At 40.9% G+C, this 16066-nt stretch carries 15 protein-coding genes; all 15 read left to right on the forward strand.

The features are described from left to right. Positions 1 to 127 precede the first annotated feature (127 nt). On the forward strand, positions 128 to 487 hold the full coding sequence (locus AAGU76_RS14810) for a hypothetical protein (protein WP_342486284.1): 360 nt from the start codon (positions 128 to 130) through the stop codon (positions 485 to 487). Beyond that, complete coding sequence (locus AAGU76_RS14815; protein ID WP_342486285.1) at positions 484 to 1017, forward strand: molybdopterin-binding protein; 534 nt, start codon at positions 484 to 486, stop codon at positions 1015 to 1017. The genes AAGU76_RS14810 and AAGU76_RS14815 overlap by 4 nt, the downstream gene beginning before the upstream one ends. 3 nt (positions 1018 to 1020) lie before the next feature. Next, positions 1021 to 1608, forward strand: coding sequence for a hypothetical protein (locus tag AAGU76_RS14820; protein WP_342486286.1), 588 nt, complete (start codon positions 1021 to 1023; stop codon positions 1606 to 1608). Positions 1609 to 1633: 25 nt separating this feature from the next. Next, a complete protein-coding gene (locus AAGU76_RS14825; protein WP_342486287.1) occupies positions 1634 to 2299 on the forward strand; it encodes a GntR family transcriptional regulator in 666 nt (221 codons plus the stop codon). Between the two features lie 338 nt (positions 2300 to 2637). Continuing rightward, positions 2638 to 2940 (forward strand): NifU family protein, encoded by a 303-nt coding sequence (locus tag AAGU76_RS14830; protein ID WP_342486288.1) that lies wholly within the window; start codon positions 2638 to 2640, stop codon positions 2938 to 2940. 8 nt (positions 2941 to 2948) lie between these two features. Beyond that, positions 2949 to 3230 carry a hypothetical protein gene (locus AAGU76_RS14835; RefSeq protein WP_342486289.1) on the forward strand — a complete coding sequence of 94 codons (282 nt, stop codon included), beginning with the start codon at positions 2949 to 2951 and terminating at the stop codon, positions 3228 to 3230. Positions 3231 to 3266: 36 nt separating this feature from the next. Then, on the forward strand, positions 3267 to 6782 hold the full coding sequence (nifJ, locus tag AAGU76_RS14840) for a pyruvate:ferredoxin (flavodoxin) oxidoreductase (RefSeq protein WP_342486290.1): 3516 nt from the start codon (positions 3267 to 3269) through the stop codon (positions 6780 to 6782). Between the two features lie 348 nt (positions 6783 to 7130). Next, the gene (locus AAGU76_RS14845) at positions 7131 to 8582 is read left to right on the forward strand and encodes a 4-hydroxyphenylacetate 3-hydroxylase family protein (RefSeq protein WP_342486291.1); all 1452 of its coding nucleotides are present in this window, start codon (positions 7131 to 7133) and stop codon (positions 8580 to 8582) included. Positions 8583 to 8816: 234 nt separating this feature from the next. After that, complete coding sequence (locus tag AAGU76_RS14850; protein WP_342486292.1) at positions 8817 to 10535, forward strand: sigma 54-interacting transcriptional regulator; 1719 nt, start codon at positions 8817 to 8819, stop codon at positions 10533 to 10535. Positions 10536 to 10813: 278 nt separating this feature from the next. Further along, positions 10814 to 11917, forward strand: coding sequence for a glycerol dehydrogenase (locus tag AAGU76_RS14855; protein ID WP_342486293.1), 1104 nt, complete (start codon positions 10814 to 10816; stop codon positions 11915 to 11917). A 9-nt stretch (positions 11918 to 11926) separates the two neighbouring features. Beyond that, a complete protein-coding gene (locus AAGU76_RS14860; protein ID WP_342486294.1) occupies positions 11927 to 13000 on the forward strand; it encodes a TRAP transporter substrate-binding protein in 1074 nt (357 codons plus the stop codon). A gap of 99 nt (positions 13001 to 13099) precedes the next feature. After that, positions 13100 to 13603, forward strand: coding sequence for a TRAP transporter small permease (locus tag AAGU76_RS14865; protein ID WP_342486295.1), 504 nt, complete (start codon positions 13100 to 13102; stop codon positions 13601 to 13603). Then, the gene (locus AAGU76_RS14870) at positions 13603 to 14886 is read left to right on the forward strand and encodes a TRAP transporter large permease (protein WP_342486296.1); all 1284 of its coding nucleotides are present in this window, start codon (positions 13603 to 13605) and stop codon (positions 14884 to 14886) included. The genes AAGU76_RS14865 and AAGU76_RS14870 overlap by 1 nt, the downstream gene beginning before the upstream one ends. Before the next feature lie 9 nt (positions 14887 to 14895). Beyond that, complete coding sequence (locus AAGU76_RS14875; RefSeq protein WP_342486297.1) at positions 14896 to 15654, forward strand: SDR family oxidoreductase; 759 nt, start codon at positions 14896 to 14898, stop codon at positions 15652 to 15654. A 305-nt stretch (positions 15655 to 15959) separates the two neighbouring features. Then, a partial coding sequence (locus AAGU76_RS14880; protein WP_342486314.1) for an acyl-CoA dehydrogenase family protein occupies positions 15960 to 16066 on the forward strand: 107 nt, incomplete at its 3' end.

Here is a 16066-nt window from a genome sequence, read left to right on the forward strand (position 1 = left end):
ATAACCCAAATATGTAAAAAGATGAGAAATTTTTATTTCTCGTCTTTGTTCCTTTATTATTTGTAGTATAATAATGTAGGAACAAAGATAAACATACCGGCTGCAATAACAATAGGAGAGAAAGTAAATGGATGATACAAAAGTAATTGTACAGGTTGACAAGACGGTAGTAAAGATAACAGGCCTTCAGGTTAAGGGGTTAAACATACAAAAGCTTGAAGAAATTCTCGCAAATAAGCTGAAGAGCTTGATAAGAATCATAGGTGTAACCGGCAGCTCCATCGAGATGGATGTTTACGGCGTTGAAGAAGATGCGATTCTCAGGGAGGAGGACGGTCTTATAAAAGCCATTTCCATGGCAGAAGGCATAAGCATTTCTGATTTGTCCGCCCTTTCATCGGTAAAGAAAATTCAAAGTGTTGATATAGACAATATTCCTGATTATGTTGAAAACGGATGCAGGGGAGAAAGGTGGATGAGAGTATGATAAACAAGGCTGTTATTATACCTACAGGTGATGAAATAATGACAGGAATCGTACTTGATACGGACAGCCCCATGATCATGCAGACTCTTCTTGCCATGAACGGCAGATGCATCATAACCCGCCATGAACCGGTGGCTGACATCGAAAATAAAATTTCAGACACCATAAAAAGCTTCCTGGGACAGAATACTGATTTAATAGTGCTTATCGGCGGTTCCGGCGGAGGACACAGGTACAGTTCAACGCTTGGAAAGGACTTTACCCATTCTTCGCTGGAATCGATTCTTCATGAAAAATATTCCACGGAACTTTACGGGAAAAACGGTCACATGTGGAGCAAGCTCATATGCGGCAGGTTAGAAGGAGCCATCATCATAAATGTGCCGGGGCCATATCAGGAGGCCAAGGCAGCAATAGAAGCCTTCAGAAAATCATACGAGGAAGGCGAAAAGGACCTTAAAAAAATAAACATGAGCATGACGGAAGCAGTAAAAGAGCAGTATTCAATTAAGTTCAACGCTCAGGGGTGATGTATGGAAAAAAAGCTTTTGCTGGAAGCTTTTCTGCTTAAGGCAAAGACTGCTGACGGATTCGGTGTTATAATCGGAGGCTTTTGTCCTGCAGAAATGAAAGATGAAGCTGTTAAATCGTATTCGGATATAGGTGTTATGAATCTTGGACAATTTAAGGATGTGTTCCTGATTGATTACGCTCTTGCTGAAGCTGTGAGACTTCTTTCACCTGAGTACATTAAAATCGCAGGAGCTTCCATTCGCGTTGAAGGAGCAAAGAGTTCAACCGGAGGAGTTTTAGGAAATCCATTTGATGAGCATGATTCTGCTCAGGAAGAAATAGAGGAACCATTGCCTGGAATTTACATGCTGACAGTCTCGGGTGGGCCGGGAATTGCATTTTCCGGCACATTTCAGGAGGCTGTCCGTTTAAAAGAAATGATTGCTCATGAAAAGAAAAAAGGTAAATTTAAGATGAAAAACCTTGTAAAGCAGCTGGATTCCGTTTCAAATCTGTACATAGCCGTATCAGACGGAAGCGGAAGCAGTGATGATGGGGGTATATATATTTCTGGTTTAAGCGGCAAACAGTGTGAGGCATTCAATTAAAATATGATAAAAAGGGGAATCGACTATGAGAAGTACATTATCAAGAGGGAAAAGCATGAGTGAGCATGCTTACGAAGAATTAAAAAGAATGATTTTGCATCTTCAAATAAAGCCGGGAGAACATATTCAGGAAGAAAGAATAACAGAGCTTCTAAACTGCAGCAGGACACCTGTAAGAGAAGCATTGAGAAAGCTGAATCTAGAAGGTCTTGTAACCATTTATCCGTCCAGCCATTCAGAAGTTACCTACTATGATGAAAAAGCGGTGAAAAGAATAGGAGAGCTGCGATTGGCACAGGATGTTCTGTCCTGCCAGCTGGCAATATTGTACGGTTCCAATTACGACTTTGCAAAATTGGCCGACCTGACAGAAAAATGCGAAACCAGTGCAAAGGATGGAAATATTTATGAGAGAATTGTATTTGACAACAATTTTCATCTTGAGATAGCCAAAATAGGAGGCAACGAGCTTCTGTACAGGAATCAGGAGAAGCTTTACATGAAGATTCATCTCATTCAGATATCAAGATACACTAACATAGAGGACAGTCTGGAACAAATAAGCGTTCATTACGATATAATCAAAGCTCTGTACGAAAGGGACTACAATAAAATAAGGAAGCTTACATGTCTGCACCTCAAGAATTTCTACAGCATCGAACAAAACATTATTGACATGTACATGCTGTAGTGTAATATAACCGGCCGTGATATGCAGATAACATGGCTTTTTTATATAATATGAAAGTTCTCTTTCCTATTATATAAAAAATGAGGATTGCAAAGGATGGCTTTGCCTTAGAAAAATAAGTTGCATTATTGCAACGTAAGTGCGCTGTTGCAACGAAATAAATGCAATTGGTTCAAACTTTTCTGTAATGAAATTCATTGAATGTTCAATGTGTTGCAATTTCAATGGATTCAAAAAACTTTTTTAAGTTATACGCAGTATAATTTATTGGCATGATTTATGCTATATACAATAGAGTAAAAATTCGTTAGGGATGATTGTGCAAAAGGAATAATTGTATGCAAAGAAAGGGATATATGGTGACAGAAAGAATTGAAAATGCATTGGATCAATTTGTGAGGCCAAAATTGTCTGAGCATTACGGGGATCTAGAGGTAATTAAATTTGAAGACGGTGTTTTAGAAATAAAATTACTTGGAAAATGCAGCGGTTGCCCTTCTGCTAAATTTACAACAGAGGACTTGGTTGAAGCTGAATTGAAAAAATACGTTCCAGGATTGGAAAAGGTAATTTTGAATGAAAGCGTAAGCGAAGACCTGCTGGATTTTGCTAAAAAAATATTAAATCAAAAAAATTTTTAGGGTATGTTATGAAAATTGGAATTAAGTATTGCGGAGGGTGCAACCCAACTTTCAACAGAAGGGAATTTGTTGAAAAACTTATTGACGAATTTGAAAATGTTTATGTTGAACCGGCAGACGAGGAAAAAGTATACGACATCGTGCTGATTGTCAGCGGATGTCTCAATGCCTGTGTGAATCACACACACCTTAACGGCAGGCATAAAGTGATCGTATCATCGGTCAATGACTACATCAGCGCTAAAGCTGCAATTGAAAGCTGTTGCAGCGCAGCTGAAAAGAAAAAGTAAATTACATTACTCACTAATAAATTCAAGGAGAAAGATATGGTTAAGAGAAGAACTCAAACTATGGATGGGAATACGGCCGCAGCCTATGCCTCATATGCATTTACAGACGTGGCTGCGATTTATCCTATAACGCCATCTTCACAGATGGCAGGTTCAGTTGATGAATGGTCCTCAAAGGGCAAGAAAAACATTTTTGGTGAAACAGTCTTGGTAAAAGAAATGCAGTCAGAAGGCGGAGCCGCAGGAACACTGCACGGATCGTTGCAGTCAGGTGCTCTGACTTCAACCTATACAGCATCTCAAGGACTGCTTTTGATGATTCCCAATATGTACAAAATCGCAGGAGAATTGCTGCCTGCAGTATTTCACGTAAGCGCCCGCTCATTGGCGTCAAACTCACTGAGTATTTTCGGAGATCATCAGGATGTTATGTCAACAAGACAGACAGGCTTTACAATCATGGCTTCAAGCAGCGTTCAGCAGGCTATGGATCTTGGAGCGATTGCTCATCTTAGTGCAATCAAATCAAGGCTTCCTGTTCTCCATTTCTTTGATGGATTCAGAACTTCCCATGAGTATCAGAAAATTGAGGTTCTTGAATACGAAGAACTGTCAAAGCTCGTTGACTATGAATCATTGAGAGCTTTCAGAAACAACGCATTAAGTCCAAATCATCCGGCCCTTAGAGGAACTACCCAGAACCCTGATATTTTCTTTCAGCTGAGAGAATCCATAAACAAGTTCCATGACGCTGTACCGGGTATAGTGCAGTCATACATGGATGAAATCAACAGGCTTACAGGAAGAAACTACAGACTTTTCAATTATTACGGAGCACCAGATGCAGAAAACATCATAATAGCCATGGGTTCAGGATGCGATACGATCAGCGAGGTTGTGGATTATCTGAACAGCAAGGGCGAGAAGGTGGGTTTACTGGAAGTTCATCTTTACAGACCTTTCTCTGCAGAGTTTATGCTCAATGAAATCCCAAAGACAGTAAAGAAAATTGCTGTGCTTGACCGAACAAAGGAACCGGGAGCTAATGGAGAACCTTTGTACCTGGACGTAAAGAACGCATTCTACGGAATGGAAAATGCACCTTTGATTGTTGGAGGAAGATACGGACTGGGTTCAAAAGACTTCAAACCGGATGATGCAATTTCGGTATTTGACAATCTGAAACTGGACAATCCTAAAAATGATTTCACGGTAAGCATTGTTGACGACGTTACTTTCAAATCGCTGCCTGTAAGCAAGGAAAGCATCGACCCTACTCCGAAAGGAACCATAGCATGCAAATTCTGGGGATACGGCTCAGACGGAACAGTAAGCGCAAACAAGTCTGCAATAAAAATTATAGGCGACAACACGGATTTCTATGCGCAGGCATACTTCGAATATGACGCTAAAAAGTCCGGAGGATTGACAATATCACACTTAAGATTTGGAGAATCTCCAATAAAGGAACCATATGCAATAAACAGGGCAGACTTCATAGCATGCCATAACCAGGCATATGTAAATAAGTACAATCTTCTGACAGGCATTAAAAAAGGAGGAAAATTCCTTTTGAACTGTATCTGGAACGAAGAAGAGCTTGAAGAGCAGCTTCCAGCTTCGTTGAAAAGAGACATTGCCAACAGCGAAGCCGAATTCTACATAATTAACGCCGTTGACGTTGCAAAAAATATAGGTCTCGGCGGAAGGATCAACATGATCATGCAGGCTGCGTTCTTCAAGCTGGCAGGTATCATACCGGTTGAGGAAGTTTCAAAATATCTTAAAAAAGAAGTTGAAAAATCATACGGCAATAAGGGACAGAACGTTGTTGATATGAATAATCTGGCAGTCGACAAGGGTTTTGAAAACATGAAACGTGTAAATGTTCCTCAATCATGGAAGACAGCAGCTGATGCTGAAGCCAGGAAGAATGAAGGAATGCCTGAGTTTGTTGAAAATGTAATACTTGCCATGAACAAACAGGAAGGAGACAACCTGCCTGTCAGTGCATTCAACGGCCGTGAAGACGGAACATTCCCTCTTGGTGTAACGGCCTGGGAGAAACGTGAAATTGCAATTGATGTTCCACTGTGGGATTCAAGCAAATGCATACAGTGCAACCAATGTTCATATGTATGCCCACACGCTGTTATCAGACCCGTAATTCTTACAGAAGAAGAAGCTGAATCGGCTCCGGAAGGATTCAAGACTGTTCCTGCCACAGGTTTTAAAGAAATGCAGTACCATCTGGCAATTTCAGCTCAGGACTGCACAGGCTGCGGAAGCTGCGTAAATGTTTGTCCGGCAAAAGAAAAGGCAATAAGCATGATGCCGCTCGCTTCACATAGAGAACAATTCCTGAAGGATTGGAACTACGCAAAAGACATTCCAACAAAGGATATTCCGAAAAATGTTGAAGGAACTGTAAAAGGAAGTCAGTTCAAGAAGCCGCTTCTGGAGTTCTCCGGAGCATGTGCAGGCTGTGGCGAAACACCATATGCTAAACTTGTTACTCAGCTGTTCGGCGACAGGATGATGATATCAAATGCAGCAGGCTGCTCAACAGTTTGGGGAGGTTCACCACAGGTTTCATACACTGTAAACGAAAAGGGATACGGACCGTCATGGGGATTCTCATTGTTTGAGGACAATGCAGAATATGGTTTCGGTATGTACCTTGGAGTTCAAAAGTTAAGAGTTGCTACAAAGATGAAAGCTGCTGAAGCTATAACAGGCAATGCAGCGGGAGCGCTGAAGGAAGCTCTTCAGGAATGGATTGACGGATTTGACAAGTCAGAGGGAACAAGAGAACGTGCTGACAGGCTGACTGACATTCTGGAAAAAGAAAAGGGCAACGATGAGCTTTTAAATAGAATTTATGAAAACAAGGATTACTTTATAAAGAGATCCCACTGGATATTCGGCGGAGACGGCTGGGCTTACGATATCGGATACGGCGGACTTGACCATGTCCTTGCCTCAGGCGAAGACGTTAATGTCCTGGTATTTGATACAGAAGTTTATTCAAACACAGGAGGACAGTCTTCAAAGGCTACACCTACCGCTGCCATAGCAGAATTTGCTTCAAACGGCAAAAAGACAAGAAAGAAAGACTTAGGTATGATGGCCATGAGCTACGGTTATGTCTATGTCGCACAAATATCAATGGGTGCAGACAAGAATCAGACGCTTAAGGCAATAATGGAAGCTGAAAGCTATCCGGGACCGTCCCTGATTATTGCATACTCACCGTGCATCAATCACGGAATCAAAGTCGGAATGGGCAAGTCACAGACCCAGGCAAAGGACGCTGTTGACAGCGGATACTGGGCTCTTTACAGATACAATCCAATGGCTGAGGCTGAAGGAAAGAATCCGTTCACGCTGGATTCAAAAACTCCGACCAAGAGTTTCAGGGAATTTTTAATAAGCGAAGTAAGATATGCTTCACTCTACAAAATGTACCCGGAGCAGGCTGAAGAATTGTTCAAAAAAGCAGAAGCCGATGCAAAATACAGATACGAAAGATATAAGAACCTGGCTAGATAAAGTATTTAGAGGCGCAACAACCATCAGTCAGTAAGTCAGGCCGCAGTGTAAAGCAGGAGCCGGTCAAGGATAACGGGCATAGGACCGGTTTCTGCAACTGCGGTAGATTGAGGAAAAGAACAGGGTACTGTTATAAATAAAAGGGCAAAAATTTAGAGGCATATTTAGGCTCTTGCATTACGCAAGGGCTATTTATTTTGAATCAGGCTGATGCAAAAATGCATTAAAAATACATTTGCATGGCAATTGCTTAAGTTGTAGCATGAAAAATGCGTATTTGTACTGTTCAAAAGTTGGCATGCTTATTGCTATAAAATAATATGAATATATTTTATGGAGGAACGTATCATGACATTAATGAGCGGAGAACAATACGTAGAAAGCATCAGAAAAATGAACATGCAAATTTATATGTTCGGTGAAAAAATAGAAAATTCGGTAGATAATCCGATTCTCAGGCCTTCACTGAATTCTGTAAAAGCAACCTATGATTTGGCACAACTGCCGGAATATGAGGACTTAATGACAACAACATCGTCTATTACCGGGAAAAAGATCAATCGTTTTACAAATATTCATCAAAGTACTGATGACCTTGTAAAAAAGGTTAAGATGCAGAGGCTGCTGGGACAAAAGACAGCTTCATGCTTCCAGAGATGTGTAGGCATGGATGCATTCAATTCAGTGTACAGCACTACTTTCGAAATAGATCAGTCATGCGGTACAAATTATTTTGACAGATTTGTAAAATACATGCAGTATGTTCAGGAAAATGACCTTACAGTTGACGGAGCCATGACTGACCCTAAAGGTGACAGATCATTGCCGCCAAGCAAACAAAAAGATCCGGACCTGTATTTAAGAATAGTTGAAAGAAAAGATGACGGCATAGTTGTGAGAGGTGCAAAAGCGCATCAGACAGGGATATGCAACTCTCATGAGGTTCTTGTAATGCCGACGATTGCCATGAGTCCGGAAGACAAGGACTATGCAGTTTCTTTTTCCGTTCCTGTGGACGCTGAAGGTGTTTTAATGATTATCGGGCGGCAGTCGTGTGATACAAGAAAGCTTGAAGGATCAAAAATAGATGTTGGTAACAGTGAATTTGGCGGCATGGAAGCCTTGTTGATTTTTGATAACGTATTTGTTCCAAATGACAGGATTTTCTTAAATGGAGAAACTGAATTTGCAGGCATGATGGTTGAAAGGTTTGCCGGTTACCACAGACAAAGTTACGGAGGATGCAAGGTAGGTGTAGGTGATGTGTTGATTGGGGCTGCTGCGCTGGTTGCAGATTACAACGGTGCTAACAAAGCCTCTCACGTTAAGGACAAATTAATTGAGATGACACATCTCAATGAAACGTTGTACAGCTGCGGAATAGCATGTTCAGCAGAAGGGCACAGGACTAAATCAGGAAATTACATAATAGACCTGCTGCTGGCAAATGTGTGCAAACAGAATGTAACAAGGTTTCCCTATGAAATTGCAAGGCTTGCTGAAGACATAGCAGGAGGTTTGATGGTTACGGCTCCATCCGAAAAGGATCTCAATGATCCGAAGGTAGGACCGTATATTAAAAAATACCTGCAAGGCACTGCTGACGTTACAACGGAGGACAGGCTGAGGCTGCTCAGATTGATAGAAAACCTGACCCTGGGTACAGCTGCAGTAGGATACAGGACAGAATCAATGCACGGAGCAGGTTCTCCACAAGCACAAAGGATTATGATTTCAAGGCAGGGCAACATAAATCATAAGAAGAATCTGGCAAAGGCAATTGCCAAAATCGAAAACTGATTTACAGAATTTGACATTTGAAATGGCTTCATCTGAAGCCATTTTTGTCTTTCGCAGCAAATGTTTTTATGATATAATAAATATTAAAAATGTAACAAAGCCTAGGGTCTTTTTTTTCAGGTGCAGTTGTTATATCATGTGAAGCAAGCCGATTAGAGGCTCGAACTGATGATATAATAAATGAATAACAAAATTTCGCGGGTAGTTAATTGCGCGGCAGGAGGAATAATTCATATGGTACTGAAGGAAGCAAAATTGAAAGATTTTATAATGAAGAATACAAATGGAATTATAGCAGCTGACGGTAACAATAAAATCACTTACATAAATCAATTTGCTGAAAAAATTTTGAATATCGACAGTGAATATTCAATAAACAAGGATTTGTTTTCTGTTATTCCATCTTTCCGTCAAATTACATTCAATACGGGCAATGTTTTCTGTATGTCTGAAAACGATTTGAACTATTATATCGTTCCATTCAATGTGAAAGGTGAAAACGGCCATTTGCTGAACTGTTACATTATTATAGAGATGGAAGGCTACAAGTCATTAAAAGATGAAATAAACCATCAAAAAGAGGTTATAGATGAATTAAACGAAATCCTTGAGGGTTCATATGATGGAATACTTGTTACTGACAATGACGGAAAAATCCTTCATGTAAACAGTTCCTACGAAAGAGTTGCAGCAATAAAGAGAGAAGACATGTGGGGAAAAAGCATGAGGGATTTAATAAATCCGGTTTGGATGCCAAACTCTGTGGCTTACGTTGTAATCGAGCAAAAACAAGCTGTTTCAAAAAAGCAGATAACTAAGGACGGAAGAAACATAATTGTAACCGGAATGCCTATATTCGACAAGAATGGAGAAGTAAAAAAAGTCGTAATAAATGCTCGGGACATAAGTGAGATTTATGAGCTGCGAGAGGAACTTCTGAAAGAAAAGAAGCTAAATCGAACCTACCTGGAAAACTATAAGGAATTTATCGAAAAAAACCAGGATGATAATGACTGCATACTTGCTGTCAGTAAGCCTATGCAGGACATACTTGATTTAACCAAGAGGGTTGCCAATTTCCAGGCTACAGTTTTAATTTTGGGTGAATCCGGAGTAGGTAAGGAGATGGTAGCCAAGTGTATACATAACAACAGTTTAAGAAAAGACAAGCCCTTCATAACAATCAACTGCGGAGCAATACCAGAAAATCTGCTGGAGTCTGAATTGTTCGGATATGAGAAAGGAGCGTTTACCGGAGCCAACCAATCAGGAAAATCAGGATTGTTTGAAGCTGCAAACGGTGGCACGGTGTTTCTGGATGAAGTGGGAGAAACATCGCTGGAATTGCAGGTTAAACTTTTAAGGTTTCTTGAGACAAAGGAAGTCCGAAGAGTTGGGGCTGTTGAGGGAAAAATTGTTGATGTAAGGATAATTGCAGCGACCAACAGGGACTTGGATGAAATGGTAAATGACGGCACCTTCAGAGAAGACTTGTTTTACAGACTTAACGTTGTTAGGATAAAGGTTCCGCCATTAAGAAAAAGGGTCTCTGACATAGCACCGCTGAGCATGATGTTCCTGATCAGGTACAACCAAAGGTACAATCAAAGCAAAGAGCTTACAATAGATGTTATAAAAGAACTTGAAAAGTACAATTGGCCAGGGAACATAAGGGAGCTGAAGAACGTAATTGAAAACATGGTTGTTGTAAGCAACAATGAGTATCTGCAGATAGAAGATCTTCCTTGGAACAAAGAGAAAAACACTGGGAAGAAAATAGTCAGCATGATTGATGATACTGAGAATCTGACATTGATGGAAGCTACTGAGCTTTTAGAAAAAACAATGCTTGAAAAGGCAAAGATCAAATATCAAACTACAAGAGCCATAGCAGATAACTTAGGAGTCGACCAATCTACAATAGTCAGAAAACTAAAAAAATATAATCTGTAGAATAAGCCGGGGATAATCTCCGGCTTTATTAGTCATTGATGCAAAACGGCATAAACTTACATTTGTGCATCGCAACATACTATGAATTTCAGTTTGTGTATGCACTAAACATGGAAAAAAATAAGAACTGCACTTTCGTGAAATTTAGGGAAACGTTTAATTTTGTTACTTTTTTGACACCGATATGCTTTGATTAAAAAAATATATGGCTTTCAATGATGCTGGCATATCTATTGCAATATACATTGCGTAAATAATTTTCAGAAAAGGAGGACATTATGTACAGAAGTTTAGTATCACCTGGCAAGTATTATCAGGGCAAAGACATTATTGAGAATTTATTCACGCACATTAAATATATGGGCAATCGTTATGCTGTTCTTGTTGATGAATTTGTAATAGGACTGATAAAGGATAAGCTTGTAAAAAGCAGTGAAGAAGCTGAATGCCAGTTAATATTTATTATATTCAACAATGAGTCTACAGATGATGAAGCAAACAGAATATTGGGGATTATTGAAGACAACGGAATAGATGCAATAATGGGAGCAGGCGGCGGAAAAGTAATTGATACAGCTAAGCTGGTGTCTGACAGATGCAATTTACCGCTGGTTGTAATTCCTACTTCCGCTGCATCAGACGCTCCGTGCAGTGCAGCATCTGTTATATATGACGAGAAAGGGACTTTCATAAAGTCGTCCCGAATGAAGAAAAATCCTGATATGGTAATAGTCGACACAAATGTAATTGCAAATGCACCTGTGAGATTGCTTGTGGCAGGTATGGGCGATGCTTTCGCCACTTATTATGAAGCACGAGCGTGCCACCAATCGGGAACAACGAATTACACAGGAGGAAGGCATACTGAGGCGGCTTTTGCCCTGGCAAAGCTGTGCAATGATATTTTGCTGGAATACGGTGTTGAAGCAAAACAATCGGTTGAAATGAAGGAATGGTCAGAAGCGCTTGAAAAAGTTGTTGAAGCAAATATTTTATTAAGCGGTGTAGGCTTTGAAAACAACGGTTGTGCCATTGCCCATGCAATATATAATGGTATGACGGCTGCAATAAAACCCTTCCCCATTATGCACGGTGAAGGGGTGGCTTTCGGAACCATTGTGCAGCTGGTGACCGAATATATGGTTAATAATCAGTGGAACGACGAAGAATTCAAGGAAGTGCTGAATTTTTATGTTTCTGTTGGGCTTCCTTACTCCTTTGAAAATTTAGGCATTGACAATCCGAGCGACCAGCTTCTCATGGAGATATCTGAAGCTACCTGCAGCTCAGGTCCCAACGCTCATAAAATGCCATTTGAAGTGACTCCCCAAGTGATCTACGAATCACTTTTAAGAGTAAATAAATTATACGGATTAAACTAGGAGGAAAAAATGAAAAATTTTAAAAAGGGAATTTCTTTATTTCTGGTATTAGCAATGATGTTTTCCATGGCTTCTTTGTTAACTGCATGCGGAAGCAAGGAAGCATCAGGCAGCAGCAATCAGAGCTCAGGAACTGCATCCTCTGATTACAAATCAATGACTATAAAGGTAGGGGGGACAGTACCGGAAAATCATCCGATAACAAAGGCACAGTACAAATTTGAAGAAATAGTGGAAAAAGAATCTGGCGGAGCTATTCAGGTTGAAGTTTATCCTAATGCTCAGCTGGGAACTGGCCGTGAAATGGTTGAAAACGTAAAAATGGGAAACATTCAGATGGGCGAAACAACCATTGCTCCATTTTCAAGTTGGACAGATGAGTTTTCATTGTTTGCTCTTCCATTCCTGTTTGACAGCAGGGAACACGCCTTCAAGGTTGCAGACAGCGAGCTTGGAAAGAAGATGGCTGACAATGTTGCGGAAATTACAGGTGTAAGGGTAATCGGCTTCTGGGAAAACGGAATTCGTCAGCTTACAAATGCAACAAGACCGGTAAGATCGCCTGAAGACATGAAGGGCCTCAAAATAAGGGTTATGGAAAATCCTCTTTACCTGAATCTGTTTAAGGCAATGGGAGCTAACCCGATGCCTATGGCCTTCGGAGAACTTTATACAGCATTGCAGCAAAAAACCATAGATGGTCAGGACAACCCATACGCTATTACAGCAACAAACAAGTTCTATGAAATTCAGCCATACATGACAGAATTGGGACACGTGTTTGACTTTACAGGTTTCCTTATCAATGAAGAGTTCTACAAGGGACTTGGCGAAAAAGAAAAGGCTTTGATTGACAAAGCTGCTGCAGAAGCTACAGCTTACCAGCGTGAAGAAGCAGTTAAGTATGAAGCCGAAGCTAAGAAGACTGTTGAAGCTGCAGGAACAAAAATCGAAGTGTTGACACCGGAAGAAAGAGAAGCTTTCAGAAAAGCCAGTGCTTCAGTGTATGACTGGTTCAGGGCAGAAGGCAAGCCGGTTACAAACATGGAAGACTTCCTGAAACAAGTAGATGCATTGAGATAAACAAATATCCACTCCGGGCTGACTGGAGTGGATACTATTACAAGTTTCGGACTTGTTGATAGATATTATGTTTCTTTGAATTTAAAGCGAGGTATGTAAATGAAAGTAATCAAATGGCTTGATAATTATCTAGAAAAATCAATTTGTGCAGTTTTATTGTCATCAATGACTATCATCATAACCCTGCAGCTCATATTGAGATGGACCGGTCTGCCGCTGGACTGGACCGAGGAAATAGCACGTTACTGCTTTGTATGGCTCATATATATTGCCTGTTCATACGGTGTAAAGGAAAGAGCTCATATTAAGGTGGATGCTGTAATGCTGCTGTTCAGGGGCAAGGGTAAATTTATTGTGCAGGTTGTTTCAAATGTTTTGTTTGCTATTTTTGCAGCAGTAATCACCTATCAGGGGGTGCTTCTGCTGATAAAAATGGGCAGTTCGGGACAGGTGTCACCTGCAGTTCAGATTCCGATGGTTGTTCCGTATTCCTCATATACAATCGGATTCATTATGGTTTTGATTCGTTTGGTTCAAGACACATTGCTGCTTTTCAAGGAAGAAAAGAAAAGGGTTAGTGGGAAAAAGGAGGATAAGGAATAATGGACGCTTTAATAATCTTTGGCAGTTTTGCCTTATTTATAATTCTGAATGTACCGATCGGTATAGCCATCGGCCTGAGCATGCTAACATTCATCGGACTTACGAATGCATTGCCCCTTTCATTTATTGCCACAAACATGTTTACTGCCGCAGATTCATTTCCGCTGATGGCAATTCCGTTTTTCATGCTGTCAGGCGCGCTGATGGAAGGTGGAGGGTTGTCGCAGAGGCTGGTTAACGTAGCAGAAAGTTTCGTAGGACACTTCACAGGCGGCTTTGCTATGGTTACTATCATTACATGTGCATTCTTCGGAGCAATTTCAGGTTCTGCACCGGCAACCGTTGCAGCTATAGGTTCCATCATGTATCCTGCAATGCTTCAAAGAGGATATTCAAAGAAATTTTCAGCAGCAGTAATCGCAGCAAGCGGATGCCTTGGCGTTATCATACCTCCGAGCATACCGATGGTAATTTTCGGCGTGGCAACGGGAGCATCAGTTGGGAACCTGTTTGTGGGCGGATTTGGGCCTGGTATTGTCTTTGCAGGCGGACTTATGTCATTAAGCTATGTTATATGCAAGAAACAGGGCTTTAAAGGCAACGGGCTGAAGTTTTCATTTAAACGTGTTTTTGCTTCTCTAAAGGAAGGCATATGGGCGCTGTTTGTTCCTGTAATCATATTGGGCGGAATTTACGGAGGATTCTTTACGCCTACCGAGGCTGCGGTTGTATCGGTAGTGTACGGGTTCATAGCAGGCAGATTTATATACAAGGAACTTACTCTGGAAAAAATATGGAATTCATTGATCGGCTCTTCAATGACCGTAGGAACAGTCCTGATAATAGTAGGTACCGGTACAATATTCGCAAGAGTTTTGACAATTGCGCGAATTCCGGACCAGATAGTTAACGGAATACTGAGCATAAGCGACAATCCGGTTGTAATTATTGTAATGCTCAACATATTGCTGCTGTTTGTAGGATGCGTAATGGAAACACTGGCAGCCATTATGATTCTCGGACCAATACTGGCTCCTGTGGCTGCTTATGCAGGAATGAACCTTATCCACTTCGGTATATTGATGGTGGTCAACTTGGCAGTTGGATTCATAACTCCTCCTGTTGGTGTAAACCTGTTTGTGGCCTGCGGTATAACCAAGGTTTCATTTGAGGATCTAAGTAAAGCTATATTGCCGTTCATTATGGTACTGGTTGTAGTTTTGCTGATAATATCATTTGTTCCTGAGATAACCATGTGGCTTCCTACCATGATGAATAAATAGGTGATAGATATGATTGATTTGTTTGACATAAAAGGCAAAAAAGCCATTGTTACCGGAGGCAGCAGAGGACTTGGCAAAGCCATGGCCCAGGGCCTTCACGATGCAGGTGTAGAGCTTGTTATCATGGGAACCAGCGAAAAGGTTAAGGATGTGGCAAAGAGCATGAGCACTACAGACACTCCGGTGCACGGTGTTGTTGCAGACTTCAGGGAGACGCATAATGTGATCATGGCATTCAGCGAAGCGTTAAGCATACTGGGTGACTTGGATATACTGGTAAACAATGCCGGAATGCAGATAAGACATCCTTCGGCAGAGTTTCCATTAGAGGACTGGGAAACAGTCTTAAAGGTGAACCTGACTTCTGCTTTTGTGCTAAGCCAGGAGGCAGGCAAGGTTATGCTGAAGAAGGGCTGCGGAAAAATAATAAACACCGCTTCCCTGTTGAGTTTCTCGGGAGGTTATACAGTTCCTGCTTATGCTGCCAGCAAAGGAGGAATTGCCCAGGTTACAAAGGCACTTTCAAACGAGTGGGCATCAAAGGGAATAAATGTAAATGCCATTGCACCAGGATACATGGATACCGACAACATTGCAGCAATAAAATCGGATGAAGTACGAAATGCTCAGATACTGGACAGAATTCCGGCAGGAAGATACGGTACCCCTGAAGATATGATAGGAGCAGTATTGTTCTTATCATCAAGGGCTTCAGACTACATACACGGCTCAATACTGCTGGTGGATGGCGGATGGATGGGAAGATAGCAATTTTTTAGAGATGGAAATAAATCTGTCTCTTTTTTTTGCATGCAGAAGGTCTGTAAAGATGCGCAGACGCATCGTATGTAAAAATGCATTGATTTTAATTGTGCCATGAAAAATGTTTTTTGTATACCTTAAAGACATTCAAATAAAATATCGCTGAAATTCCAACGTATTTTACTGAATATAACAACTTAGGGAAAATTTTATCCAAAAGAAACATGTGGCATGGAAATTGCTGAACATAATTCAGGTTAAGTTACAGAAAAGATGAGTTCAATGATAAAAAAGTATAGCAGGAGGCAAGAATGAATTTCAGTTTGACAAAGGAACAGGAACTGGTCAGAAAAATGGTTAGAGAGTTCGCCGTGAAAGAAGTGGAACCCATAGCGGCAGAAATAGACCAGGAGGCCAG

It is taken from the genome of Sedimentibacter sp., assembly GCF_038562225.1.
GTDB lineage: Bacteria > Bacillota > Clostridia > Tissierellales > Sedimentibacteraceae > Sedimentibacter.